Origin of the sequence: Pseudomonas fluorescens NCIMB 11764, from assembly GCF_000293885.2 — a bacterium.
Classification (GTDB): Bacteria; Pseudomonadota; Gammaproteobacteria; order Pseudomonadales; family Pseudomonadaceae; genus Aquipseudomonas; species Aquipseudomonas fluorescens_B.
Map to the genome: position 1 here is coordinate 1,910,404 of NZ_CP010945.1, position 22,272 is coordinate 1,932,675.

The 22,272-nt window shown below is 61.3% G+C and carries 23 protein-coding genes; 10 read left to right on the forward strand and 13 right to left on the reverse strand.

The window, feature by feature from the left end:
• Window positions 1-7 precede the first annotated feature (7 nt).
• Window positions 8-883: an alpha/beta hydrolase gene (locus B723_RS08675; protein ID WP_031318341.1), complete on the forward strand. Its 876-nt coding sequence runs from the start codon at window positions 8-10 to the stop codon at window positions 881-883.
• Here the strand turns inward: B723_RS08675 and B723_RS08680 are convergent.
• The gene (locus B723_RS08680) at window positions 877-2,226 is read right to left on the reverse strand and encodes an MATE family efflux transporter (protein WP_017336356.1); all 1,350 of its coding nucleotides are present in this window, start codon (window positions 2,224-2,226) and stop codon (window positions 877-879) included. The genes B723_RS08675 and B723_RS08680 overlap by 7 nt on opposite strands.
• Window positions 2,227-2,428: 202 nt before the next feature.
• Entirely contained in the window at window positions 2,429-2,722 is a 294-nt protein-coding gene (locus B723_RS08685; protein ID WP_017336357.1) for a hypothetical protein, read from the reverse strand.
• Window positions 2,723-2,901: 179 nt separating this feature from the next.
• Between B723_RS08685 and B723_RS08690 the strand changes: the two genes are divergently transcribed.
• The 5 genes from B723_RS08690 to B723_RS08710 all read left to right on the forward strand — a co-directional run bounded on the left by B723_RS08690 (window position 2,902) and on the right by B723_RS08710 (window position 7,243).
• The gene (locus tag B723_RS08690; RefSeq protein ID WP_017336358.1) at window positions 2,902-3,204 is read left to right on the forward strand and encodes a MazG-like family protein; all 303 of its coding nucleotides are present in this window, start codon (window positions 2,902-2,904) and stop codon (window positions 3,202-3,204) included.
• Window positions 3,204-3,953 carry a methyltransferase domain-containing protein gene (locus tag B723_RS08695; RefSeq protein WP_017336359.1) on the forward strand — a complete coding sequence of 250 codons (750 nt, stop codon included), beginning with the start codon at window positions 3,204-3,206 and terminating at the stop codon, window positions 3,951-3,953. Before B723_RS08690 ends, B723_RS08695 begins: the two co-directional genes overlap by 1 nt.
• A gap of 12 nt (window positions 3,954-3,965) precedes the next feature.
• Window positions 3,966-4,577 (forward strand): DUF4136 domain-containing protein, encoded by a 612-nt coding sequence (locus B723_RS08700; protein ID WP_017336360.1) that lies wholly within the window; start codon window positions 3,966-3,968, stop codon window positions 4,575-4,577.
• Window positions 4,578-4,631: 54 nt separating this feature from the next.
• The gene (locus tag B723_RS08705; protein WP_017336361.1) at window positions 4,632-5,189 is read left to right on the forward strand and encodes a DUF4136 domain-containing protein; all 558 of its coding nucleotides are present in this window, start codon (window positions 4,632-4,634) and stop codon (window positions 5,187-5,189) included.
• 131 nt (window positions 5,190-5,320) lie between these two features.
• Window positions 5,321-7,243: a pilus assembly protein TadG-related protein gene (locus B723_RS08710; RefSeq protein ID WP_017336362.1), complete on the forward strand. Its 1,923-nt coding sequence runs from the start codon at window positions 5,321-5,323 to the stop codon at window positions 7,241-7,243.
• Here B723_RS08710 and B723_RS08715 read toward each other — a convergent pair.
• On the reverse strand, window positions 7,228-9,972 hold the full coding sequence (locus B723_RS08715) for an ATP-binding protein (RefSeq protein WP_017336363.1): 2,745 nt from the start codon (window positions 9,970-9,972) through the stop codon (window positions 7,228-7,230). The two genes, B723_RS08710 and B723_RS08715, sit on opposite strands and share 16 nt — an antisense overlap.
• Window positions 9,969-10,409, reverse strand: a complete 441-nt coding sequence (locus tag B723_RS08720) for a TadE/TadG family type IV pilus assembly protein (protein ID WP_017336364.1) — start codon at window positions 10,407-10,409, stop codon at window positions 9,969-9,971. The genes B723_RS08715 and B723_RS08720 overlap by 4 nt, the downstream gene beginning before the upstream one ends.
• Window positions 10,410-10,484: 75 nt before the next feature.
• Between B723_RS08720 and B723_RS08725 the strand changes: the two genes are divergently transcribed.
• Window positions 10,485-10,955 (forward strand): prepilin peptidase, encoded by a 471-nt coding sequence (locus B723_RS08725; RefSeq protein WP_017336365.1) that lies wholly within the window; start codon window positions 10,485-10,487, stop codon window positions 10,953-10,955.
• 114 nt (window positions 10,956-11,069) lie between these two features.
• Window positions 11,070-11,852 carry a response regulator transcription factor gene (locus B723_RS08730; RefSeq protein ID WP_017336366.1) on the forward strand — a complete coding sequence of 261 codons (783 nt, stop codon included), beginning with the start codon at window positions 11,070-11,072 and terminating at the stop codon, window positions 11,850-11,852.
• Window positions 11,853-11,919: 67 nt separating this feature from the next.
• Here B723_RS08730 and B723_RS08735 read toward each other — a convergent pair whose 3' ends face one another.
• The 8 genes from B723_RS08735 to cpaB are packed head-to-tail and all read right to left on the reverse strand — an operon-like array spanning window position 11,920 to window position 19,430.
• Entirely contained in the window at window positions 11,920-12,195 is a 276-nt protein-coding gene (locus tag B723_RS08735) for a DUF3613 domain-containing protein (RefSeq protein ID WP_017336367.1), read from the reverse strand.
• 9 nt (window positions 12,196-12,204) lie between these two features.
• Window positions 12,205-12,918, reverse strand: coding sequence for a tetratricopeptide repeat protein (locus B723_RS08740; protein ID WP_017336368.1), 714 nt, complete (start codon window positions 12,916-12,918; stop codon window positions 12,205-12,207).
• 10 nt (window positions 12,919-12,928) lie between these two features.
• On the reverse strand, window positions 12,929-13,819 hold the full coding sequence (locus B723_RS08745) for a type II secretion system F family protein (protein ID WP_017336369.1): 891 nt from the start codon (window positions 13,817-13,819) through the stop codon (window positions 12,929-12,931).
• Window positions 13,816-14,700 carry a type II secretion system F family protein gene (locus B723_RS08750; RefSeq protein ID WP_017336370.1) on the reverse strand — a complete coding sequence of 295 codons (885 nt, stop codon included), beginning with the start codon at window positions 14,698-14,700 and terminating at the stop codon, window positions 13,816-13,818. Before B723_RS08750 ends, B723_RS08745 begins: the two co-directional genes overlap by 4 nt.
• A 10-nt stretch (window positions 14,701-14,710) precedes the next feature.
• Window positions 14,711-15,991, reverse strand: coding sequence for a CpaF family protein (locus tag B723_RS08755; protein WP_017336371.1), 1,281 nt, complete (start codon window positions 15,989-15,991; stop codon window positions 14,711-14,713).
• A complete protein-coding gene (locus tag B723_RS08760) occupies window positions 15,988-17,184 on the reverse strand; it encodes an AAA family ATPase (RefSeq protein WP_017336372.1) in 1,197 nt (398 codons plus the stop codon). Before B723_RS08760 ends, B723_RS08755 begins: the two co-directional genes overlap by 4 nt.
• Window positions 17,181-18,452 carry a type II and III secretion system protein family protein gene (locus tag B723_RS08765; RefSeq protein WP_017336373.1) on the reverse strand — a complete coding sequence of 424 codons (1,272 nt, stop codon included), beginning with the start codon at window positions 18,450-18,452 and terminating at the stop codon, window positions 17,181-17,183. Before B723_RS08765 ends, B723_RS08760 begins: the two co-directional genes overlap by 4 nt.
• Before the next feature lie 21 nt (window positions 18,453-18,473).
• Window positions 18,474-19,430 (reverse strand): Flp pilus assembly protein CpaB, encoded by a 957-nt coding sequence (gene cpaB, locus B723_RS08770; RefSeq protein WP_017336374.1) that lies wholly within the window; start codon window positions 19,428-19,430, stop codon window positions 18,474-18,476.
• 317 nt (window positions 19,431-19,747) lie between these two features.
• Between cpaB and B723_RS08775 the strand changes: the two genes are divergently transcribed.
• Together B723_RS08775 and B723_RS08780 are read left to right on the forward strand one after the other, a co-directional pair.
• Window positions 19,748-19,948, forward strand: a complete 201-nt coding sequence (locus B723_RS08775) for a Flp family type IVb pilin (protein WP_017336375.1) — start codon at window positions 19,748-19,750, stop codon at window positions 19,946-19,948.
• Window positions 19,949-20,029: 81 nt separating this feature from the next.
• Complete coding sequence (locus B723_RS08780) at window positions 20,030-20,443, forward strand: response regulator (RefSeq protein WP_017336376.1); 414 nt, start codon at window positions 20,030-20,032, stop codon at window positions 20,441-20,443.
• 91 nt (window positions 20,444-20,534) lie between these two features.
• Here the strand turns inward: B723_RS08780 and B723_RS08785 are convergent, their stop codons facing one another.
• On the reverse strand, window positions 20,535-22,202 hold the full coding sequence (locus B723_RS08785) for a ShlB/FhaC/HecB family hemolysin secretion/activation protein (protein WP_017336377.1): 1,668 nt from the start codon (window positions 22,200-22,202) through the stop codon (window positions 20,535-20,537).
• Between the last annotated feature and the right edge of the window lie 70 nt (window positions 22,203-22,272).

Below are 22,272 nucleotides of genomic sequence, written 5' to 3' on the forward strand. Positions count from 1 at the left end.
GGCATTAATGACGAGCACTCTGCGGCGACTGTTCTGCCTGGCAATGGGCGGGTGTCTGCTGTTGGCGATGACGGCGTGCTCGCCACTGAAATTGCTCAATGCCCTGACGCCCGACGGGAGTTTCGACAAGACCGAGGGCATCGCCTACGGTGCTGATCCGCGGCAAAAACTCGATGTGTACGTGCCGAGTCATCCCGTGGCGAACGCCCCTGTTGTGGTGTTTTTCTATGGCGGCAGCTGGAACAGCGGGTCCCGCAGCGATTACGGGTTTGTCGGCGAGGCTTTGGCGTCTCGGGGGATTGTCGCGGTGCTGGCAGACTATCGGTTATATCCGCAGGTGCGTTATCCGCTGTTCCTGGAAGATGGCGCAAAAGCGGTTGCCTGGACACACGAACACATTCGGCAGTTTTCCGGGAATCCGCAGCGGCTATATCTGATGGGCCACAGTTCCGGGGCGTACAACGCTGCGATGTTGGCGCTGGACCCCGACCTGCTCGGCGCGGTAGGCCTGTCGCCACACAATCTCAGCGGCTGGATCGGTCTGGCGGGACCGTATGATTTTTTGCCGATCAAGAATCCGGACGTACGCCCGGTATTTTTCTGGCCGGATTCACCGCCGCAGTCGCAGCCGATCAATCACGTCAGTCGTGGCTCGCCACCAGCCTTGTTGATGGCCGCGACGGACGATGAGCTGGTCAACCCGGCGCGCAACACCGGCGGCCTGGCGCGCAAGCTGCGCGAGGCGGGCGTACCGGTGCAGGACCTGTACTTCTCGCGTCCCGGCCACGCCACGCTGGTAGCGACCCTGTCACGACCGATGCGCGGTCTGGCGCCGGTGCTGGAGCAGGTCGCCGCGTTCGTGAAGGCGACGCCGGGTCAGTGAGCCCGGCCGCTGAACCAGCCGTCGTTGTTGCGCAGAAACCAGGCAATCACACCAAGGGTCAGGCTGCGCAGCACCATGAACAACAGGAAGGTTATCCACAGTCCGTGGTTGCCCAAACCTTGCAACGCCCAGCCAAACGGCAAAAGCAGAATCACGGTCAACAGCATGCCGTTGCGCATTTCCCGAGCGCGGGTGGCGCCGATGAACAGCCCGTCGAGCAAGTAGCTCCAGACCGCGATCAAGGGCAGGGCGGCGAGGTAGGGCAGGTAGATGAATGCCGTATCGCGCACGCTCTGAATGTCAGTCTGCATCTCGATGAACAAGTGCCCGGCGAACAGAAACAGCACGGCAAACCCCAGGCTCGCCAACAACGACCAGCCACAGGCAACGACCAGTGAGCGGCGCAGGGCATCACGGTCGCGAGCGCCAATGGCATGTCCGCACAACGCTTCCATCGCGTGGGCCAGGCCATCGAGCGCATGGGCGGTCAGCAGCAGCCCGTTGAGCAACAAGGCGTTGGCCGCGACGGTGGCGTCACCCAGTCGTGCGCCCTGTACGGTGATCAGGAAAAACACTGATTGCAGCAACAGGCTGCGGATGAATATGTCGCGATTGACCGCCAACAACGGTCGCCAACTCTGCCACAGCGCCAGTGCGGCCCAGGCGATGTGGCCGGGGTAGGCGCGCAGGGCCTTGCGGGTCATCAGCAGGCCGATCAGCGCGCCGGTCCATTCGGCGATTACCGAAGCCCGGGCCGAACCGACCACGCCCCAATCCAGGCCGAGGACGAACCACAGGTTCAGCGCAATGTTGACCAGGTTGGTGCTCAGCAGAATCGCCAGTGGTGCCCGGGCGTTTTGCGTGCCGAGGAACCAGCCGACCAGCGCATAACTGGCCAGCGCGGCCGGGAGGCCGAACAACCGCGTGTGAAAGAATTCGCGGGTCAGTTGGTCCAGCTCTGCCGAGGGTTGCATGAAGTGCAACGCGACTCCGCTCAACGGGATGCCCACCGCCCCCAATGCAATGGCCAGAACCATGGCCAGCAACAGCCCCTGCAACAGAATCTGCCGCAACGCTGCGCCATCCCCGCGTCCGGCGGCCTGGGCGGCAAAACCGGTGGAGCCCATGCGCAGAAAGCCCATGGCCCAGGCGAGAAAGGTATACAGGCTGGCCCCGACCGCGACAGCGCCCAGTTGATGGGCGTGAGGCAAGTGGCCGATGACCGTGCTGTCGACCAGCGCCACCAGTGGCACGGAAATGTTCGAGAGGATCATGGGCGCGGCGAGTGCCCAGACCCGGCGATGGGTCGGGCGGTCGCGCCAGTCGGCAATCAGGTTGGACATGCAGGCTCCTTGGAGAGCCGGCATTGTAGCGATACATGCGAATCCGCAGCATCAATTGTGGCGAGTGAGCTTGCCCCGCTGGGTCGCGAAGCGGCCCCACCCCCCGACTTCGAGTGTATGCAGACACACCGCGCTGGCTGATTTACGACTGCTTCGCAGTCGAGCGGGAGCAAGCTCCCTCGCTACAGTGTTTGTGCGAGGGCTAGTGGATTATCCAGCTAAGCAGCCACAACCCCAGCAGCAACCAGATGATCCCCATGATGACCGACGCATTCATGAACGCCCGGATCGCCGACCACAACAGCATCAGCCCCAGGATCAACGCAATGATGCTGATGATCGATGTGTCCATGCCCAGCGCGCGGGACAATCCTTCGACAAAATTGCTGCCGGCATGGCTCAACAGATTGAACAGGCCGCTGAGGGCGTCAACGATAAAGCGGATGACTGAACCGATTGCCTGGCCGAGCCATTCGAAAAAACTTTCTACCTGCATGTCGTTAACGTCCTGATGTAAGTGGTTGAGCCTTGGGCCATTGAACGCGGTGGCGAGTTCCCTGTAGGAGCTGCCGGAGGCTGCGATCTTTTTGATTATGGAGCAAAGAAACGCGCCTTACCGAGATGCTTGCCTTCCTCAGTCATCCCCCCGAAGCTATACGCCTTCAGGAGAGCCCGATGAACCTTGTTGAACTGACCGAACGCCTGCACGCCATCCGTGACCGCAATGACTGGCGGCAATTTCACAGCCCGAAAAACCTGGCCATGGCCGCGAGCGTGGAAATGTCCGAACTGGTGGAAATCTTCCAGTGGCTGAGCGAAGACCAGTCACGCCAGTTGCCGGCGGACAAACTGGCCCATGCCGGGCAGGAGGTCGGTGACATCGTGCTCTATCTACTGCTGCTGTGCAGCGAGTTGGGGCTGGACATGAATGAAGTGGTGCGCAGCAAACTGGCGGACAGTGAACGGAGGTTCAGCTGATGAGTGACCGTCATTTCGATCAACTGGCAACCCGTTTCGCCGAAAAGATCTACGGCGGCGCCAAGGGCGCGATCCGCCTGGCGGTGCTTCAGGCCGACCTGGCCGAAACCCTGCCTGACCGTCCGCTGCGTGTGCTCGACATCGGCGCCGGCCTGGGCCACATGTCGTTGTGGCTGGCCCAGCGCGGTCATGACGTGACGCTGGCAGAGCCCGCCGAGCCGATGCTGGAAGGCGCCCGCCAGCGTTTTGCCGACGCCGGCCAGACGGCTACTTTCATTCAGGCGCCGTGGCAGGATTTGCTCGGCCAACTCACCGAGCCCTACGATCTGGTCCTGTGCCACGCGGTGCTGGAATGGCTGGCGGAACCCCATGCAATCCTGCCGGTACTGCATCAATTGACCAAGCAGGATGGCTGGTTGTCCCTGGCCTTCTACAACCGCGATGCGCTGATCTATCGCAACCTGCTCAAGGGGCACTTCCGCAAAATGCGCAAGAACGACATGGCGGGTGAAAAGCAGAGCCTGACCCCACAGCAGCCGCTTGATCCGCGTGAATTGGCGGCGCAACTTGAAGGCCTGTGGCAGGTCGAAACCCAGAGCGGGGTGCGTGTTTTTCACGACTACATGCCGGTGGAGTTCCAGGCCCGCGCCGAACTCGTGGACTTGCTGGAAATGGAACTGGCCCACCGTCGTCACCCAAGTTTTGCCGGGCTTGGGCGCTACTTGCACTGGATCTGTCGGCCGGTCTGATCGGAGCGCGAAATGAAACGTCGTTCAGGGTTACTGGTGATCTGTCTCGGGTTGGCTGCCTGCCAGGGCACCAATCCCTATGTGGCAAGTTCCAAACCGTTGCCGCCGGCGCCACCCGAGGCGGCCAACACCTTCGATCGCAGCGCCTACCCGGCTGCGCCGCGTGACTACGGTCGCTACCGCAGCTGGGCGTGGCTCAACGGGCGCATGCCCGCGGGGGCGGCCTGGGCGGATTCGGCGCAAGTCGCCGAGGCCGTGAGCAATGCCCTCGATCAGCGCGGTTTGCGGCCGCTGCATGACAATCGCCCGGCGGACTTGTTTGTCAGTGCCAATCTGCATCTGGAAACCCGCTTGCGTCAGGTCCGGGACGACTATGGTTATTACGGCGGCTATGGCGGTTACAACCACCACGGCAGCGGTTATGGCATGTACAACACGGTGCCGATCGTTCGCACGTATTCGGAACAGGTCGTGGTCGTGAGGGTGGACCTGTTCGATGCGCAAAGCGGTCAACCGGTGTGGAGCGCGAGCGCCGAAACCGCCAACAAGGGCAGCCAGAGCGCCCGCGCCGATGCCATACGGGAGGCTGTGGAAAAGGCCATGTCGGCGTATCCTCCCAGTTAGCTTCTGCAATCAGGAAGCGTTCCGCAGGTTCATGTCTTCAATCGGAGAATCATCATGTTCCGCCGTCTCGCTTTACTGGCAGTGGCCGCGCTCCTGAGCGCCTGCGCCGCCAACCAGGTCAATCATGACTTCGACGCCAGCCGCGACTTCGCCGCCTATCGCAGCTGGAGCTGGAAAGACCCCGCCCTGCAATATCGCCCCGATGACCCACGGATCAAAAGCGACCTGACCGAACAGCGCATTCGCCAATCGGTGGCCGATCAGCTGGATCAGCGTGGCCTGCGCCCGGCCGCTGCGGGCAAACAGGGTGATTTGAGCGTGCAAACCTACCTGATCGTCGAAGACCGTCAGCAACAAGTGACCACCAACTACGGCGGCGCGTGGGGTAACCCGTGGAATGGCTACTGGGGCGGGCCGATGTACAACGAAACCCGCAACATCAGCTACAAAGTGGCAATCATTCAGATCGACCTGCTCGACGGCAAGGACGGCAAACTGGTGTGGCGCGGCAGTGACGAACAAATCCTCAGCCGCTCACCGAACCCGTCGGATCGCAGCACGGCGATACGTGAAACGGTCGGCCGGATACTGGCCAACTACCCACCCAAGTAAGCCGGAACCCCCGCTCCCACTGTTTTTTGGGGCTGGAGTGGCGGGTTGCCAGCAGGCTCTTCCAGCCTTGTCTACACTGCTTTTCACCAATGGAGGTAGCGCCCGGCAGCGCGCCGGCAAAGGAGTGCGCCATGTCTCCCCGCATGCAGTTTCGCGGCCCGGCCCGGCAACGGGGGGCGATCGGATTGATGGCGGCCCTGACCCTGGCCATGGCCCTAGGCTTCACGGTGCTGGTCATCGACAGCGGTCGGCTCTATCTGGAACAACGGAAATTGCAGCGGGTGGCGGATACCGCGGCACTCGAGGCCGTGACCCGCGATGGCAATTGCCTGCCCGGGCTCAGCGCTACCAGTTACGCCACGCAAAGTGCGACGCGTAACGGTTTTGCCGTCAACGCCAGCAACACGCTGACGGTCAGTTGCGGCACCTTGCAGACCGGCGCGGACAACCTGCGCGCCTTCACTGTCGACGCCACAAAAAGCGCCGCCGTGCGCGTCATCGCCACCCAGACCGTTGCCACCAGCGTGGCCGCCGGCATCGGCGCTTTGCTGTCCGGCGGGCCCGTCGCTTTAACCACCCAGCTCAGCGCCACCGCCGTGGCGGCCGAGCCCAAGCTGACATTGGCACAACTCAGCATTCGAAGCAGCCTCGTGGGCGCCGATACCTCCCGATCGAACCTGTTGAACCCGCTGTTCTCGACCTTGTTGGGCGGCAACGTCAACCTCACGGCCGTGGGCTGGGACGGCTTGATCAAAACCGACGTCAATTTGTTGAAGTTCATGGATCGACTGGCGATAAAGCTGGGCGTGGCGGCGGGTGACTACATCACGTTGTTGAACACGCAAGCCAGCGTGACCCAATTCATCCAGGCCGCCGCCGATGTACTGCCCGCCAACGGCTCCACGGCGACCGTCAAGACCGCGTTGGTTAATCTCCAATTGGCCGCCACCAATGCCTCACCGATCAAGTTGGGTGACTTGCTCCAGCTGCAAACCGGCGCACAAGCGGCCAGTCTCGACGCCACGGTGCAACTGTTCCAATTGGTTCAAGGGTTTGTGCAACTGGCGAACAAGAACAGCGCGGTGGCCGCGGTATTGCCGGTGAATGTGATGGGACTGGCTGGCATGACCACCCGCATCAAAGTCATTCAGCCGCCGCAGTTTTCTGCGGTAGGTGACCCCGCGCTGGCGAAAGTGGCACCGCTGGGCGCGAACAAAATATACGTGCGTACTGCACAAATCCGCATCCTTGTGTCGGTGGACCTGACGCTGATCAATGTCGTCCTGCAAACCGTCAATGCGCTGTTACAGACGGTGACAAGCCTGATCAATACGGCTCTGGCGCCCGGCTGCATCCTGGGCAACTGCACCCAGACGGACCTGCAAATACTGCCCGATGGATTGAACCTCGACGTCGGTCTTGAAGCCGGTGTCGGCAGCAGCTACGTCACCGATTACGCCTGCGCCAGCCCTGCAAACAAAAGCCTCACCGCCACCACCAATATCTCCGCGGTGCAACTCAAGGTCGGCAAAATCGATCCGGCGATCTGGCTCTCCTCTTCCGCGGCGTCCAGTCTGTCGCCGCTGACCTTGGTGGATATCGGCTCGAAGACCTGCCACTTGCTCAGCTGCGGCGCGCGAACACCGTTCGGCGGCGGCGGTTTGGAACTCAAGATCGACAGCCCCGTTGCCGGCACCAGCGAGCCCAATTACACCTTCGCCAATCCGCATGAGGTCAATGTGGCGCCAGACCCCACGCACCCGGTGATGGTGTCGGATGTCGTGGGCAGTTTGAAGGGGACGCTCATGGGCATCACGTTAACCCAACACCCTCCGACCATTGGCAGTCTGTTGGGGTTACTGCTCAATACCTTGCTGTCGACGCTGGCTGATGTCACCCAACTTCTGGTCACGGCCATCAGTGGCCTGATCGCGCCTCTGATTGATCCGATCGTCGACAGCCTGTTGCTCAACCTCGGGATCGACGTCAATAAAGTTGACGTCGGTTTCAACCTCACCTGCGGGCAAAAAGGCAAAGCCTATCTGGTGATCTGATTGTCCACGGCAATCGGCAGCTCGATACAAAACCGTGCACCCTCGGTCGAGTTCCGCACGCTGAGTTTGCCGCCCATGTTCTCGACGATCCCATAGCTCACCGACAAGCCCAACCCGGTGCCGACGCCTACCGGCTTGGTGGTGAAAAACGGTTCGAAGATCCGCTCCAGCAGGCGCGGATCAATCCCGCCGCCGTTGTCCTCGACCCACAGTCGAACCGACTGCGCATCACGTTCGGCGTACAGCGAAATCCACGGTTTGAATTGTTGATCCGCCTCACGTTTGACGAGTAGCGCATCCCGGGCGTTGACCATCAGGTTGATCAGTACCTGTTCCAGCTGATCGACATAACCGCGCACCAGCGCCTCGAAGCCTGTCTCGCTGACCCTCAACTCGATACCTTTGCCGCGCATGCCTTCGGCCAGCAACGACAGCGTGCCTTCGATGGCTTGAACCGGATTGAAAGGGTGCTGTTCGATCTCCGAGCGGCGACCGAACACCCGCATGTGATCCACCACCCGCCCCGCCCGCTGGACCTGCGCATCGATGCGGTTGAGTTTGTCGGTCAGGTAATCGATCTGCACATCGCCGTTACTCAAGCGCTTGAGCACATTGACGATGGCCATGCGCATCACGTTCAGCGGCTGGTTGATTTCATGGGCCAGGCCGGTGGCCATTTCGCCGAGGGTGGCCATTTTCGCGCTCTGGGCAAGTTGCTGCTGCGAACGGCGGACTTCGGTGTTGTCGCGGCCCACGGCCTGAACCTCAAGCAAACGGCCTTGCGCATCGAACACGCCGCGATCCGACCAGACCCACCAGGCGTGTTCCCGTCCCGGCAGCTGCAGGTTGATTTCCGCCGTGCTGACCGGAAACTCCGGGCTCAGCTGGCCCAGTCGACGGAGAAACGCTGCCTGCTGTTCCGCTGACATCCAGCTGCCCAGGTTCACGCCTGGCAGTTGCTCGGGCAGGCATTCCAGGTACGTCGCCAGCGGGCGGTTACCGAAGGTCAGGGTCAGGTCCGGCCGATAACGGCAGATCATCGCCGGGGAATCCTCGACCAGAATCCGATAGCGCTCTTCGCTTTGTTTGACGTGCTCGGCGGCCAGGGTCGCGTCGGTCACGTCCAGCCACAATCCGACCGCTTCGACCGGCAGGCCAAGGTCGTCGCGTAACAGCTTGGCTTCGTCGAGCAGCCAGTGGTAGTCGCCGCGACTGTCACGCAGCCGGTAGCGCGCACGGACCGAGCCTTCGCGAAGCAGTTGCCGAGAGCGTTCGAAATAGCGCTCGCGGTCCTCGGGATGAACCCGTTCCACCAGCGCTCCAGCTGCGCAATCGGCGAGGGTCCACCCCAGCAAAGGCAGCAGGCTGTCGCTGAAAAAGCTCGGTTGCAACGCGCCTTCGGCATAGCGCTGCACATAGATTACCGCCGGTGAACTGGCGATCAGGTTGTCCAGTCGGGCATGGGCCGCCGCCGCCTGTTGCTCCTGATTCTTGATGTCGCTGATGTCGAGCATGAAGCCCACCAGCCGCCGGTTTTTGCCGATGCCCAAGGCCTGGCCCTGCAGGCGATACCAGATCGGTGCGTCTCGGCGATGCAGGCGCACACAGAGGAGCAAAGGCGTGCCCTCATCCTGCAAGTCTTGCAGGCGACTGCGCAGTTCTTCGCGGTCGGCGGGATGGAACTGCTCAAGCCAGTCAGGCAGGGGCAGGCGTGTATCGGGCAGGTCGAGGGTGCTGGCCAGCGACGGCGCCAATTGCACCTCGGCACCGTCGCTGAAAATTTCCCACCAACCGCTGCCCAGCAGGGCTTGTAACGAGTCCAGCCGCTCCAGTTGCACATGGTGCCGATACTCGCGCAAGCGCTCCAGCAGCGGGCCGGCGAGCGCTGCGGCGAGCTGCAACCAGTCGCGGGCGCCGACGTCGGGTGCTCGCTGCTGCGCCGGGTAAAACCCGCAGAGCAACCATGCGACCACACCTTGCGCGTCGTGATAGGGCACTGCAAACCCTTCAGCATTGCCGAAAGTGGCTTGCAGGCGCGGGTGCTCGCCGAGCGCAAGAGGCTGCGGGGCGGAGCCGTTCAAACTGTCGAGACCGGTGCCCAGGCGCTGACCGTTTTGCCACAGTTGTGGGGCGTCGAAGGCGGCGTAGTGCTGGTGGATCTGCCAACCGTCTTCGTGCTCATCCAGCAATGCCAAGGCGATGCAAGGGACTTGATAACGCTGGGCCAGGCTCTGTAATTGCTCCGCCAACACCTCGGGCAGACGCGCCATGCTGCACAGGCGCAACTGGTCGCCGATCTGCGTCGCGAGCCATTGGGATTGTTCGCGGCTGCGCGATTGCCGACGCTCGTGCAACAAGTCACCGATGTCCAGCAACTGCAGCAGCCAGGCGTCAGCCCACGGCTGCACCCAGCCGCGCAGGTGCAGGGGGGACCCGCTGAGGCTGTAAAAATCCAGGTCCAGCAGTTGCCCCTGCCAATCGGCCGGTGTGCCTTCAACGGCGAGGAAGCTGTGGGGCAAGAGAAAATCCAGCAGGTGCGGCGCCCGGGCGGCGCTCAGTTGCTGGGCCAGCCCATGTCGCAACGGACCGGTCAGATGAAGCACCCGGCCTTCGGCATCCAGATGCATCTGTAAACCGACATCCGGCACGCTCAAGCGGCTCGGCGCGTTCTGGGGCGGTGGCATTTGGCGGTTGAGCAGGCGCCCGAACAGTCTGTCCCCGGAGCTCAAAATTGCAGGCTCGAACTGGCGGTGAGCGTGGCCGGCAGGTTGGGTACCGAGCCGATTCCCGGCAGGGTCAGAAACGGGATGACATGCTTGAGTTTGCTGGTGGGGTAGTTGATGGAGACCTTCAATACCCCGCCTGCGTAAGTGGCGGTGGTATCGGTGGCGACGTTGAAGTTCAGCGTTGCCGGAATCCAGGCCAGTTGCCGGCTCAGTTCAGCTGTGGCGACGGTCTTTATCACGGTGTCGTAACCGGGTGTGTTCGGGTCGAGCGCGACGCTTTGGCGCACAGCTTCTGCGGTCGACTGGTTGAAGGATTGCATAAGCAACAGCGGCAGGCTGTAGGTGACGATGCCGTAAAACACAGCGAAAAACATGACGAACACCAAGGCGAACTCAATCGCGATGGCACCTTTTTGCTGGCGGGGGAGGTTGGTTTTCATGAGTGCGTCTACCCTGACAATCACTGCGTAATGTCAGCATAGAATCATTCAGCCAAAACGGACGTTTTTTACCGAATGCAGAGTTTTTTCCTACTGGTGTGGCTGACGCTATGCGCCGAGCAGGATATTCGGCAGCGGCACATCGCCAATCATCTGACCCTGGGCGCCAGCTTGGTGGCACTGGTGTTTCTGGGGTGGACCGGCCGCACCTGGCTAGGGGCCGAAGCCGTGCAGGGTGGTTGGGCTTTTCTGTTGGCGCTGGCCTTCACGTTGCCCGGCTATGCGGCGCGGCGCCTGGGCGCAGGCGATGTGAAACTCATGACAGCGTTGGCTCTTGCGACGGACGGTATGCATGTACTGGGCACATTTATTGGCGCCGGATTGGCCAGTGTCTGTTGGCTGCTGCTGGCGCCAAGAGTCTGGCTTCTTTTGAGTCAGGACCTTAGGAATCTTCTTCAATATCTGGGACCCGGAACGTCAAATAAGCAGCCATTTGCACCCTTCGTACTGCTGGGTTTTTTGCTGTCCCTCGCCTGGATTCACTAGTCACCTGTTCTATGTACATAGTCAAAAAGTACGTCTACTTTCAAATCAGTTGTTGTACAGCCCGTGGCTGTCGGTACAGGAACAGCCAGCCTTTGTTTTTGCAGGGAGTTGCATGTGAACAAGCCTACCTCCGTAGTGAAAGTCCTTGTGGTCGATGATCAACCATTGATTGTCGAAGAACTTTGCGAGTTTCTTGAAAGCAGCGGTTACCGTTGTGTGCCATGTGAGTCCAGCGGTCAGGCAGTCGAACGATTCGCTGAAGACGCGGACATCGGCCTGGTGCTCTGCGATTTGCACATGCCCGGGCTGGATGGCATCCAGTTGGTCCAGGAGCTGCAACGGTTGTCCGGCAAGCATCGGGCGTTCGAAGCGATCATGCTCACCGGGCGCGCGGACAAGCAGGATGTGATCAAGGCTTTGCGTGCCGGGATTGCCGATTACTATCAGAAGCCGATTGACCTGGATGAGTTGCTCGAGGGCATTGCGCGACAGGAGGTGGCATTGCGGGAGCGGCAGAAGAGTTTGCAGTTGGGGCATTTGAATCAGAAGCTCCAGTATCTTTCCGAGTCGATCGATGATCTGTATCAGGATCTGGACAAGGTTCGGCGTAGTCCGCAGTCATCGAATTCCTCTGATAGCGATGACAGTGATCTGGATCGGATTGAGATCCCGGCGGTTTTCAATCAACTGTCGCCCAGGCAGTTGGATGTGGCGCGTTTGGTGGGCAAGGGGCAGACCAACTATCAGATTGCCTGTGAGCTGGGGATTACCGAGAACACGGTAAAGTTGTACGTGTCGCAGGTCTTGCGGTTGACGCACATGCATAATCGGACGCAGCTGGCTTTGGCGTTAACGCCCAGCAATTCGGGTTTGCGCCAGAGGGTTACGGCTCACTAGCACTGTGCGCCTGCATGATCGGGACTTTCGCATCCATCGCGCCACTTAGGCTCGTTAAGAGGGGCTGTTATCCCCCCGATCCGCTATCGACCTTCCCGCCCTCATCCTGATCGAAGAACTGCGGGATCTCATGCTCATAACTCTTCAGCCAGCGCTGCATGCTCAACTCGCGTTCCGTCGCGGTTGAGGTTTGCTGTTGAGTCGACGCGGCCTTGTTGCTTCTCTGCAGTTGCAGCCAGCCTTCGGTTTCCTGTTGTTGCGGCGACGCCGGGCCAGCCTCGATTGCGTGCGCAGCGACAGGCAGGGTCAGCAAGCCGAGGCAACAGATCAGTGTCGTTTTCATGACGTCTCTCTATTGAAGGTTCGGGGCCGTGACGGCAGCGACCTGGTTGGCATTGGCCGGGACTGTTTTGCCCGGGGTCTTCAGTTTTTCCGCGCGTGCCTGGGCTTCGGTGACTTGGGCGGGGCTCAGGCCGAGGCGGCTGACCAGTTCGGCGGCGCGACTCCAATCATCCTGGTAGATCAGCAATGTCACCAGATTCAACGCCGCCAGTTGATCGCTTTGCTTGAGCTCCATCGCCGTCAGAAACTCGAAGCGAGCATCTTCGACGCGCAATTGATTGAGGTACACCACACCGAGGTCGTTGCGGATTTTTTCGTCAGTGGGTGCCAGTCGTGCTGCCCGTTGCAAGTGGCTTTGAGCCTGGCCGTTATCGCCCTTCGCGGCGGCGAGTTGGCCCAGGCCATGTTCGGCTTCGGCAGCGAGGCAACTGCCGAGCAGGCTTCGATACAGCGGCTCGGCTTCGCTGCGGCCCAACAATCGGTAGACCTTGGCCTTGCGCAGGCGCACGTCGGCGAGGTTGTCGGGCAGGCTTTGCAGGTTGGCCAGGCTGGCGTGCAGTTTGCCATCGTTGGCCATGTCGTCGGCCAGGTTCATTGACAGTTGCTCATCGGAACTCAGCTTGCCGCAACGGGTGGTGTTGGTCAGGGCGTTCCAGGGCGTCTGGCCGTTGCTCGCACAACCGCTCAGCAGCAGCAGACTCAAACCGGCAATCATTGCTCTCATCAGATTCCCTCTAGGAAGCAAAGGCCCGGGCCATGGCGGTGAAGCCGGGGCCGGCCAGCACGATCAACAACGCCGGGAAGAGAAACAGCATCATCACGACGGACATTTTGGCGGACATCTTGGATATGTATTCCTGCAAGCGCGTCAGGCGCCGGTCATCGAGCAACTGTTTGAGGGCCAGCAGGGATTTCATCGCGCCGCCGCCCTGGTGGATCAACTGCTGAAGGATCACACAGGTGTCGGTGAACTCTTCCACCGCCAGCAACCGGGAAGCCTTGTTCAGTTCTTCGCCCAGCTCCAGGCCGGAATCGACACGGGCCAGCACCAGGCGCAGTTCGTGGGTCAGCGCCGGCAGTAATTGTTTGCCTTCGTTGCTAAGGACGCGCAGCGACTGCTCCACGGCCATGCCCGATTCGAACAGGATGCGCAGCAGCGGAATGAAGGTGGAGATCTCGATCGCCAGTTGTTTCTGACGACGTTTGGCCGCCGCGGCCAGCAAGCGTTTGGGCAGCAGGTAGCCGAGGCCCGTGACAAAGGCCGGGGCGATCCAGTGGTTTTCCACAGGCGGGAAGAACAGGCTTTGGACCAGCATGCTCAAGGCCAGCGCGAGCACCGGCACGCCCACCTGGAACGCCGCGAACAACGAGCGTCGCCGGATGCTGCGCCAACCCAGACGGTTGAGCAGGATCTGGGTTTCATTGTCCAGTTTGACCGAGCGCTGGCCGATGCGGCTGCTGCCCAAGGCTTGCAGCCAATGCCCGACACGGTTAGCGCTCGGCGATTTGCCGTCCAGCCGTTGCGCCACCTGTCGGACTTGTCGCTGCTGCTTGAGCAATCCACTGATGAGCAGGATCCCGGCGGCCAAAAACAGCAGTGCGCTGATCAGCAAGGGAATCTTCATACGCTGCGCAACATGCGCCAGAGCGCAAGGCTGCCCACCAGCTGCAGGCCGAACGCGGTCGCGAGCATGATTCGCCCGGAATCGTCGTGCCACATGGCGAGCAAGTAGTGAGGATTGGCCATCAGGAAATAGCCGGCCAGCCCAATAGGCAAACAGCCCAGTACCCACGCCGTGACGCGGGTTTCACCGGTCATGGCGCTGAGCTGGCGCGCAGCCTGTTCGCGTTCGCGGATCATCTTTATCAGGTTCTCCAACAGCTCGCTGGCGTTGCCGCCGTAGCGATGGTTGACCTTCAAGCCGAGGGCAAACAAATGCAGTTCGTCTTTGTCATACAACCTGGCGAGGTCGGACGCGGCGTCCGGCAAACTGACCCCCAATTGCACGTTGCGCTGCAGCCGGCCCATGGCCTGTTTCAACGGATGTTCCGCGGTCTCGATGGCGCCCAGTACCGCATCCGCCAACGTTCGCCCGGACTTCAGGCTTCGCACCGCGTGATCGAGTAGCGGCGGCAGTTGTTCGATCATGCGTTTGAGCCGGCGCTGATAACGCCAACTGACATACAGCCGCACCGCCAAGGGCGGCACCAGCAACGACAGCAGGGCGCCGATCCAGCTGCCGACGGCAATACCGAGCAGGATGCCAAACACCCAGAGTGTCAGCCACAGACCGATGCGCTCGGTGGGGCGGCCGAGACCGGCGCGCAAAAACGCCCGTTCCAGGCCGGCCCATGAGGACTTCTCGACCACTCGCTGCGGCTGCTCGTGGGCCAGTCGATCAAGGACCCGATCGGTCCCGGACTGGCGAATGCCGCGATAGAACAAGCGCACCGACAACCCGAACAAACCCAGGCAGACAAGAATGAGCAGCAGCGGTTTGAGCATGCCGTGGCCTTCAATACGCTGAGGGAGAAAGCGCCGACTCGCGGCGCAGTTTGTCGCCGGCGGGGTTGACCGCCTCGCGCAGGAAACCGACACCGCTGCGCCGGTCGAGACGGAACAAGGTGTTGGTGACGTAGACGTCGTCGCGGATGCCGATTACCTCCACCACTTCACTGACGCAGCGGCGGCCATCGGGCATGCGCGTCAACTGAATCACCACGTCCAGGGCCGCGCAGATCATTTGCCGCAGGGTCCGTTCGGCGATGGTGCGGCCAGTCAGGCCGACCAGCGTTTCCAGGCGCAACAGTGCGTCCTGGGCGTTGTTGGCGTGCACGGTGCTCATGGAGCCGTCGTGACCGGTATTCATCGCGGTGAGCACATCGACCACTTCGACACCGCGAATCTCGCCGAGGATGATCCGGTCGGGACGCATCCGCAGGGCGTTGCGGATCAGGTCGCTGGCCTTCACTTCGCCGTGGCCCTCGGCATTTGGCGGGCGTGTCTCCAGGCGCACGACGTGCGGGTGGCCGAGTTGCAGTTCGGCCACATCCTCGATGGTGACAAGCCGTTCGTGCGGGCTGATCAACTGGCTGAGGATGTTCAGCAACGTGGTTTTGCCGGTGCCGGTGCCGCCGCTGATCAGGATGTTGCAGCGTCTGCCCACGGCCTCCTGAATGAATTCCAGGATCGCCTGGTCGATGGTTTGCATCGCCATCAGGTCGGCGCTTTTAAGCATGTCCTTGCGGAATTTTCGAATCGACAGGCATGGGCCGTCGAGAGCGATCGGCGGGATGATCGCGTTGACCCGGCTGCCATCCGGCAGGCGCGCATCGACCATCGGGGACGACTCGTCCAACCGTCGGCCCAGGGGCGCGAGGATCCGCTGCATCACGCGTTCGACGTGATGCGCGTCGACAAAACGCAGGTCGCTCTGATGCAGGATGCCGTCGCGTTCGACGAACACCCGATGCGGCCCGTTGACCAGGATTTCGCTGACCGCCGGATCGCGCAACAGCACTTCCAGCGGACCGAAACCGGTGAGCTCATCGACGATTTCTTCGGCCAGGCGTTCCATCTCATAGCGGGAGATCGCCAGGTGCAAACGGGCGATGTACTCGGCCACTTTATCGATGACGAAGTGCGAGAGCACTTGCCGCGAGCCTTCGAGCAGGTTTTTTCCCGACTCTTCAATGGCGTCGATGATGTAGCGGTGCAGCACCAGTTTCAGGCCTTCGTGGTCTGTGTTGCCGGTGGAGGTGCGCACCGGAGCGCCGAACAGTTTTTCGCCGTTCATGGCGTGCCCCTCAAGCGGGTGAACCAGCCCGCCTTGGGTTTGGCCAGGCCTTCGGAGCGCCTGGCCAGGCGTTCGCCGAGGTTCCGCAGGCTTTGGGTCAGGCCATCGCGGGGGGCCAGTTCAAACAGGGTGACGCCCTGGTTTTTGGCATTGAGGCGTACTTCCGGGCTGTAGGCGAGCGTTGCGATGACTTCCATGCCGAAGCTTTTACCGAGGGTTTCCGGGTCCGGCGCGACGTTGCGCAGGTAGCGGTCCACCAGCAGTCGCGCGTGATCGAGCTTCATGCCTTTTTCGCGCCAGAGGGTGAGCAGGACCAGATTGCGGCGGCAGTCGATCACGTTCTGGTCGGTGTACCAGATCAACTTGTCGCAATGGCTGACAAAGGTGCGCAAGGCTTCGCTGTCGGACTGGCCGGTGAGGTTCACCACGATGTGCTGGAAGTGTTGGCGCAAGGCGCTGAGCAACATGTACAACTCGGCGGCGCTGGTGCGCTCCAGGGAATCATCGTTGTTGGCGTAGGCGAGGATTCGCAGCCCGGCATCGCAGCTGGTGAATGCGCTGTCGATCAGCGTCGCATCGAGGCGCCGCAAATGCCGCAGGGCATCGCCGAAGTGAAACGAGCTTTCCAGGCCGAGCAGCGCCAGGCTGTCGCCGCGTGGCAGGCCGAGGTCGAGCAGCAGCGTTTGCTGGCCACTCTTCTGCACCACTTGCGCCATGTGGCTGGCAAGCAGTGCCCCGTCGGCGTTGCTCTGCACACCGTAGAGCACGGTCAATCTGCCCAGTTGCGTATTTGGCGCCACGGACGGCATGCGTTTGCCCAGCCGGCGCACCAGGCCTGTGACTTCACTGGAACGCGAGCCATACGCGACGAAATCCCGGGCCCCGGCGCGCATGGCATTGAGCACCAGCTGATTGTCCATGCCGTCCCCCAACGCGACGATCGCGAGCATCGGTTTGGCTTCCAGCGCACCCTCGATCAATGCGCTCTGGGTTACCACGTGCTCACGATCGAGGCCGACGAACACCAGACTGGCGAAGGTCACATCCACCAGCGCCAGCAACTCGTCGAGGCTGCCGCCACCGGCGCTGACCACCTGGCCCAAGGGTGCGAGGGCGCCTTGAAGCCATTCAAGGTCGGTGCTGTTGCGTGTGATCGCGAGGAAGGTCTGACTCAGGCTTTGACTCTGGCTCATTGCGATAATCCGCTGCGTTTGTCGAAGTTGCCGTTTTCGAGGAAGTACAGGCGATACCAGTTCGGGTCGTAGTTCCGCAGTTTTTCGCCGGGCAACGAGGGCAACTGTGCGTTGGCGGCCAGCGGCTGCACCAGGTGCGGCGTGACGATCATCAGCAGTTCGCGTTCTTCGCGCTTGAGCTGAGAGTTGCGGAAGAACGCGCCGAGAATCGGAATATCGCCCAGCCCGGGAAACTTGCTGACTTCGGACGCGTTGTGCGTGCTGATCAAGCCGCTGATGACGAAACTCTCGCCGTCGGCTAGCGAGATGCTGGTGTCGGTGCGGCGAATGGTAAACGCCGGCACGGTGGTGCCGCCGATGGTCACGCCGTTGTTGTAATCCAGTTCGCTGACTTCCGGTGCCACTTTGAGGGCGATGCGGTCGTGGCTGACCACGGTCGGCGTGAGCGTCAGGCGGATACCGAACTCCTTGTATTCGATGGAGTAGCTGTTGCTGTTGGCGCTGGGCACCGGGATCGGGATTTCACCACCCGCGAGGAAGCTCGCACTCTGCCCGCTGAGGGCCACCAGGCTTGGTCGCGCCAGGGTGTAGGCGAAGCCGCTGCCTTCCAGGGCGTTGACGATGCCGAGGAATTTGCTGCTGCCACCGCCCCAGACAATGTTGAAGCTGTCGTTGAGCAACGGGATGCTCGGCGCCGCGATGCGTGGATCGATATTGAACAGCGGCACGACGCCTGGCGTGACGCCAGTGTTGGGAACCGTGCCCGGGGCGCCGAAGAGAAAGTTGTTCGAGGCCTTGCCGAAAATCGAGGTGCCGGCCTCTTTCAGTTTGGTCCGGCTGACTTCGACAAAGCGGATATCGGTCTGCACTTGCGACGGCAGCAACGTGTCATCGGACGGCAGTTGCGCGGCAGTGGTCATGGCCGCCGTGGCCCGTCCCTGAACGAACACCATGCTCTGGCGCGGTGCGCTGGCGCAGGCTGTCCAAACCATCAGGCTGGTGGCGCCGGGCGCCATGCCGGTGAGCAAAAAGGCTTGGTTGCCATTGACGCGCACGTCGGCGATTTTCGGGTCGCCCACGGCCACTCGCGTGATCGCCACCGGGGACTGCACCTCCTGTTGCAGCCCTTCACCGACTTCCAGCGCTGCCGGCAATGCAGCGAGTGCGGCGCAATTTCCTACGGCGGCTGACGTCGCCGTCAGCGGCAGTCCGCTTAACAGAGAGACCCAGAACAGGCCTTGAAACATGGGCATGGAACGTCTGCGCATTTAGATGCGTCCTTGCTCGATTCAGGGAGTTTGTTGCGTGATTTCGTTGCCGCGAATGACCTCCACACTCGACCTGCGCGGTGCTGCGACGTTGCTAGTGCTAGTGGTGGTGATGGGCTTGGGCGCGGGCGTCATGGCCAGTTGGCTGAACTGGATCAGCTCGCGGTTGGCATTGGCGAGGTTGGCCGAAGCATCGCTTTCGCCAGCCCAGTAACGGGCCAGGCGTTTCTCCTCGGCGCTGCGCACCGCCAGGCGTAACACGCCGGCCTGAGCCGCAAGCATCAGACGACTCAAGAGTGCTTCGGGAACGGCGAGCACCACCGTCCGGGCGCTGACGCGCGACTGTTCCTGCTTGAGCTTTTCTTCGCTGCTGCGCGCCGGGCTGGCGGGTTGGCCGTCGTTGGTCAGCCCCAACTGTTCGCCGACCCCGAGTACACGCAGGGCCGGGACAACCAGTTGAGCCGATGGCTGCGGGTTGTTGGTGTCCAGGCGCAAAAACAGCAGCACATCGACGTAGTCCCCCGGTGTGAGTTGCCCTCCGGCGTTGATAACTTCATCGACGGCCACGGCGAGGGCGCGCTCATTTGGGCGAATCATTCGCGCCAGTTTGCTGCCGGCCTCGAAGCTTTCGTCATTGAGCCAGGTGCCGGCGGCCAGGGCGCGCCAGGTCGTCTTTCCGATAGCTTGATCGATCCGGCTCAGGCTGCCGGCGGGGACGATGGCGAGTTTTTCCACGGCCACGTCGGCTGCGGTGATTTGCTCGAACGGCGCGACGTCACGCAGCAGTACCACTACCGGATGACGGGTGGGATCCTCGACGGAAGCAGATGCCTGTGGGGAGGGGGCGGACGAGCCCGTGTCAACTGGCGCGACAGGTTCGGCAGTGGGTTGACGGCTTAACGTGAGGCCCCAGTAACCGGCAATCATGGCGCCCACCAGCAGCACGCCGGCCAGGCCCAGGGTGACACGACTGTTCATAACGGCTCTCCCTTTCCCGCTGCTCAAACAACCTCGTCTTTTCCGACGAGACAACTTCTCAAACAGGCAGCTATGAACTTGAACTATTTCGCTATTTGACGGTAGCGCAGCTAAAGCGAAATGCCATTACTGTTGTGAAAATTACTAATGAAGGGCGCAAGGCGGCGCGGTTTCTTTGACGTCAACGAAAGGGCTAATACTTTAGTAATAATTCATTCTTACAGTTGCTGGCAGGGGGAATGCCGACAATGCTGATGCTGGCATAGGGGAATCATGTTGCGACTGCGCAACACCCGTCGTCATCAAGGAGAAACGTCATGTCCTTCACCAAGCTCGCTCAGAAGATCAAATCCGAAATCGCTTTTTACCAAGGGCTGGCCAAAGATACCGAGGGTGCTTCGGGTATTGAGTACGCGGTCGTGGCCGCGATGGTTGCGTTGGTGATTGCGGGGTTGAGTTCGGATATTGAAGGGGCGATCAGCACTCTGTTCGGCAATATCAAGACGGCGCTGACATAACCGCGGTGGAAGTGCCGCGGGGCAAACTGCCAAACCCCCAGGATTCTAACGTCAGTGTTTAGTCCATTTCAGGTGTTGCCCATGAACGCTCCCGCACTTGCACGCCAACAGCTTCTTCTGGTCGATGATGAAGAGGACGCGTTGCTGGAGTTGGCGGAGTTGCTCGAAGGCGAAGGCTTTCATTGTTTTGCCGCCACCTCGGTGAAACTTGCGCTGCACCATCTGACTCTCCACCCGGATATCGCGCTGGTCATCACCGATCTGCGGATGCCGGAAGAGAGCGGCATGTCGCTGATCAAACGGCTGCGCGAACATACCTCCCGGCAACATTTGCCGGTGATCGTGACGTCGGGCCACGCGGACATGGAGGACGTCAGCGACATGCTGCGATTGCAGGTGCTCGACCTGTTTCGCAAGCCGATTTATCACGTGCGGTTGCTGGAGACGCTGAATAACCTGTTTCCGCAGCCACGGTTGAATCTGGTCAATCTGTAAATCCCCCACCTCCCCCAAACCCCACGGACCCGTGGCGCTGGCTTGCCAGCGAAATCGGTCTGACGCCCGCCTTCATCCGGTTCGTTACGACCTACAGCTGATAACTGAAACTGATGCTGTACCTCGGCTTGCGATTGAACGTATCCAGCGCCTCATCCGACATCGGCTTGGCCGCTTCAAGCGCGATGTTGTAGTACTTCGCGTCACCAAATCGCAATCCGACCGCCGCCGAGGACAGGTTGTTGCCCTTGATCGGTAACTCGTTGAACCAGGTCCTGGCGCGATCCATCACCACATAAGGTTGCAGCACCCTGACCCAATTGCCGTCGCGGTTGAAGCTGTAGTTCAGCTCATATGCCACCCCCCATCCCTTGTCGCCCGAGGCCTGATCGTCAGGGTAACCACGGCCGAAATTTTGTCCGCCGAAAACCGCGCGTTCACTTTCGGGCAAGGTGTCGTCACTCCAGTACAGCGCGGCGGAAATCACCCCCTGCCAGTTGTCGAAAAACTTGTCGCTCTGCACGCCTGAGAACCGCAGGCGGAAGAAGTCCAGGTCGAGCTCAGGGTTGTTGGTTTTTGCGCCCATGCCGTCGATGCCCTGATACAGCCCGCCGCTGAGAATGCGCAGTTGTTGTTCATCGGCCTTGCGCCAGTCGCTTTCGAAGGCGAGGGCGCGAAGGTCGGTGCGTTCCTCGAGGGTCAGCGGGAAGCCGACGACCTGGTAGCGTGTCTTGTCGTTGACCGCGTACAACCGCGATCCGGCGCTGAGCAGCTCGTTGGGTGACGCAATGAACGGGTGACTGAAGCCGATGGAATAGCGATCGTTTTCCCGGTGAGGCTTGAGTTCGATGCCGTTGTCCAGTTGCACGTTGGTGCCCAGGTCGGCGCGGTAACGCGAGGCGGACAAGACCAGTTGTGTGCCTTCTGCGTTGAGGTACTGGTTGTAGTCCAGGCGGTAGTAATGCTCATCGTCGTCCCCAGGCGGAAACAGCCCGCTGAGGCTCAGTTGTTCGCCCATGGCCGTCTGTGAGTTGCTGCTCGCGCCGAGCAAGGCCTGGGTGCCGTTGCGGTTGTCCTCGGTAGCACTCAGCGAGCTGGTAAACGGCTTGCGACTGGCCTGGGCAACGAGGTAGGCCGCGCCGTCGGTGGTGCCCGGCGGCGGCACTTGGGCCTGCAAGGTCACGCCGGGAATGCGGCTCATCAACGTGGTGTAGCGCTCGAAAGTCTTGCGCGTCAGGGGCCGCTCGGTCTGGAGTTTGGCCACCAGTTTGTCGAGCAGCCCCTTGACCCGCCCGACGTCGCCCTGCAACCGGTAATCCTTGATGTAACCCTCCACCAGCACCACGCGCACCACGCCATTGTCGAAGGACTGTTGAGGCAGAAACGCGTAGGACAGCAGATACCCGTCCTGCTGATAACGACGAGTGATGCTGCGGGTGGCTTCGATCAGATCGGCGAGGCTGGTTTCGTGGCCAAGCAAAGGCTGGAAGAGCGTTGCCAGTTCGCCGAGCGGGTAAATCGTCCCGCCTTCGATCTGCACGGTTTTGAGGGTGACTTTGGTGCCCATCATCAACGGTTGGCCCTGGGTCGCTCCGGGCTCCGGCACTTGCAGCGGCGCAGCCGTCGGGCGGTAGGCGTCGGCGGGAAGGTTCGGGACAGGGAGATTGCGAATGGTTTCGTTGCTGTTGAGAAAACTCGGAAGGGTGTCTGCAAAGGTACAGGTACTGACGGTGAGGAACAGCAAAGACGCAACGCGCATAGGACACTCCCTGTTCAATTCGCTACATCATTTGGATCTTCATGTCCCAAAGAAAGGGCGGAAGACTCAT

Excerpts from the sequence above, each read along its gene's own strand:
- B723_RS08675 (WP_031318341.1), top strand. The coding sequence starts at position 8 with ATGACGAGCACTCTGCGGCGACTGTTCTGCCTGGCAATGGGCGGGTGT.
- B723_RS08680 (WP_017336356.1), bottom strand. The coding sequence starts at position 2,226 with ATGTCCAACCTGATTGCCGACTGGCGCGACCGCCCGACCCATCGCCGG.
- B723_RS08685 (WP_017336357.1), bottom strand. The coding sequence starts at position 2,722 with ATGCAGGTAGAAAGTTTTTTCGAATGGCTCGGCCAGGCAATCGGTTCA.
- B723_RS08690 (WP_017336358.1), top strand. The coding sequence starts at position 2,902 with ATGAACCTTGTTGAACTGACCGAACGCCTGCACGCCATCCGTGACCGC.
- B723_RS08695 (WP_017336359.1), top strand. The coding sequence starts at position 3,204 with ATGAGTGACCGTCATTTCGATCAACTGGCAACCCGTTTCGCCGAAAAG.
- B723_RS08700 (WP_017336360.1), top strand. The coding sequence starts at position 3,966 with ATGAAACGTCGTTCAGGGTTACTGGTGATCTGTCTCGGGTTGGCTGCC.
- B723_RS08705 (WP_017336361.1), top strand. The coding sequence starts at position 4,632 with ATGTTCCGCCGTCTCGCTTTACTGGCAGTGGCCGCGCTCCTGAGCGCC.
- B723_RS08710 (WP_017336362.1), top strand. The coding sequence starts at position 5,321 with ATGTCTCCCCGCATGCAGTTTCGCGGCCCGGCCCGGCAACGGGGGGCG.
- B723_RS08720 (WP_017336364.1), bottom strand. The coding sequence starts at position 10,409 with ATGAAAACCAACCTCCCCCGCCAGCAAAAAGGTGCCATCGCGATTGAG.
- B723_RS08725 (WP_017336365.1), top strand. The coding sequence starts at position 10,485 with ATGCAGAGTTTTTTCCTACTGGTGTGGCTGACGCTATGCGCCGAGCAG.
- B723_RS08735 (WP_017336367.1), bottom strand. The coding sequence starts at position 12,195 with ATGAAAACGACACTGATCTGTTGCCTCGGCTTGCTGACCCTGCCTGTC.
- B723_RS08740 (WP_017336368.1), bottom strand. The coding sequence starts at position 12,918 with ATGAGAGCAATGATTGCCGGTTTGAGTCTGCTGCTGCTGAGCGGTTGT.
- B723_RS08745 (WP_017336369.1), bottom strand. The coding sequence starts at position 13,819 with ATGAAGATTCCCTTGCTGATCAGCGCACTGCTGTTTTTGGCCGCCGGG.
- B723_RS08750 (WP_017336370.1), bottom strand. The coding sequence starts at position 14,700 with ATGCTCAAACCGCTGCTGCTCATTCTTGTCTGCCTGGGTTTGTTCGGG.
- B723_RS08755 (WP_017336371.1), bottom strand. The coding sequence starts at position 15,991 with ATGAACGGCGAAAAACTGTTCGGCGCTCCGGTGCGCACCTCCACCGGC.
- B723_RS08760 (WP_017336372.1), bottom strand. The coding sequence starts at position 17,184 with ATGAGCCAGAGTCAAAGCCTGAGTCAGACCTTCCTCGCGATCACACGC.
- B723_RS08765 (WP_017336373.1), bottom strand. The coding sequence starts at position 18,452 with ATGCGCAGACGTTCCATGCCCATGTTTCAAGGCCTGTTCTGGGTCTCT.
- cpaB (WP_017336374.1), bottom strand. The coding sequence starts at position 19,430 with ATGAACAGTCGTGTCACCCTGGGCCTGGCCGGCGTGCTGCTGGTGGGC.
- B723_RS08775 (WP_017336375.1), top strand. The coding sequence starts at position 19,748 with ATGTCCTTCACCAAGCTCGCTCAGAAGATCAAATCCGAAATCGCTTTT.
- B723_RS08780 (WP_017336376.1), top strand. The coding sequence starts at position 20,030 with ATGAACGCTCCCGCACTTGCACGCCAACAGCTTCTTCTGGTCGATGAT.
- B723_RS08785 (WP_017336377.1), bottom strand. The coding sequence starts at position 22,202 with ATGCGCGTTGCGTCTTTGCTGTTCCTCACCGTCAGTACCTGTACCTTT.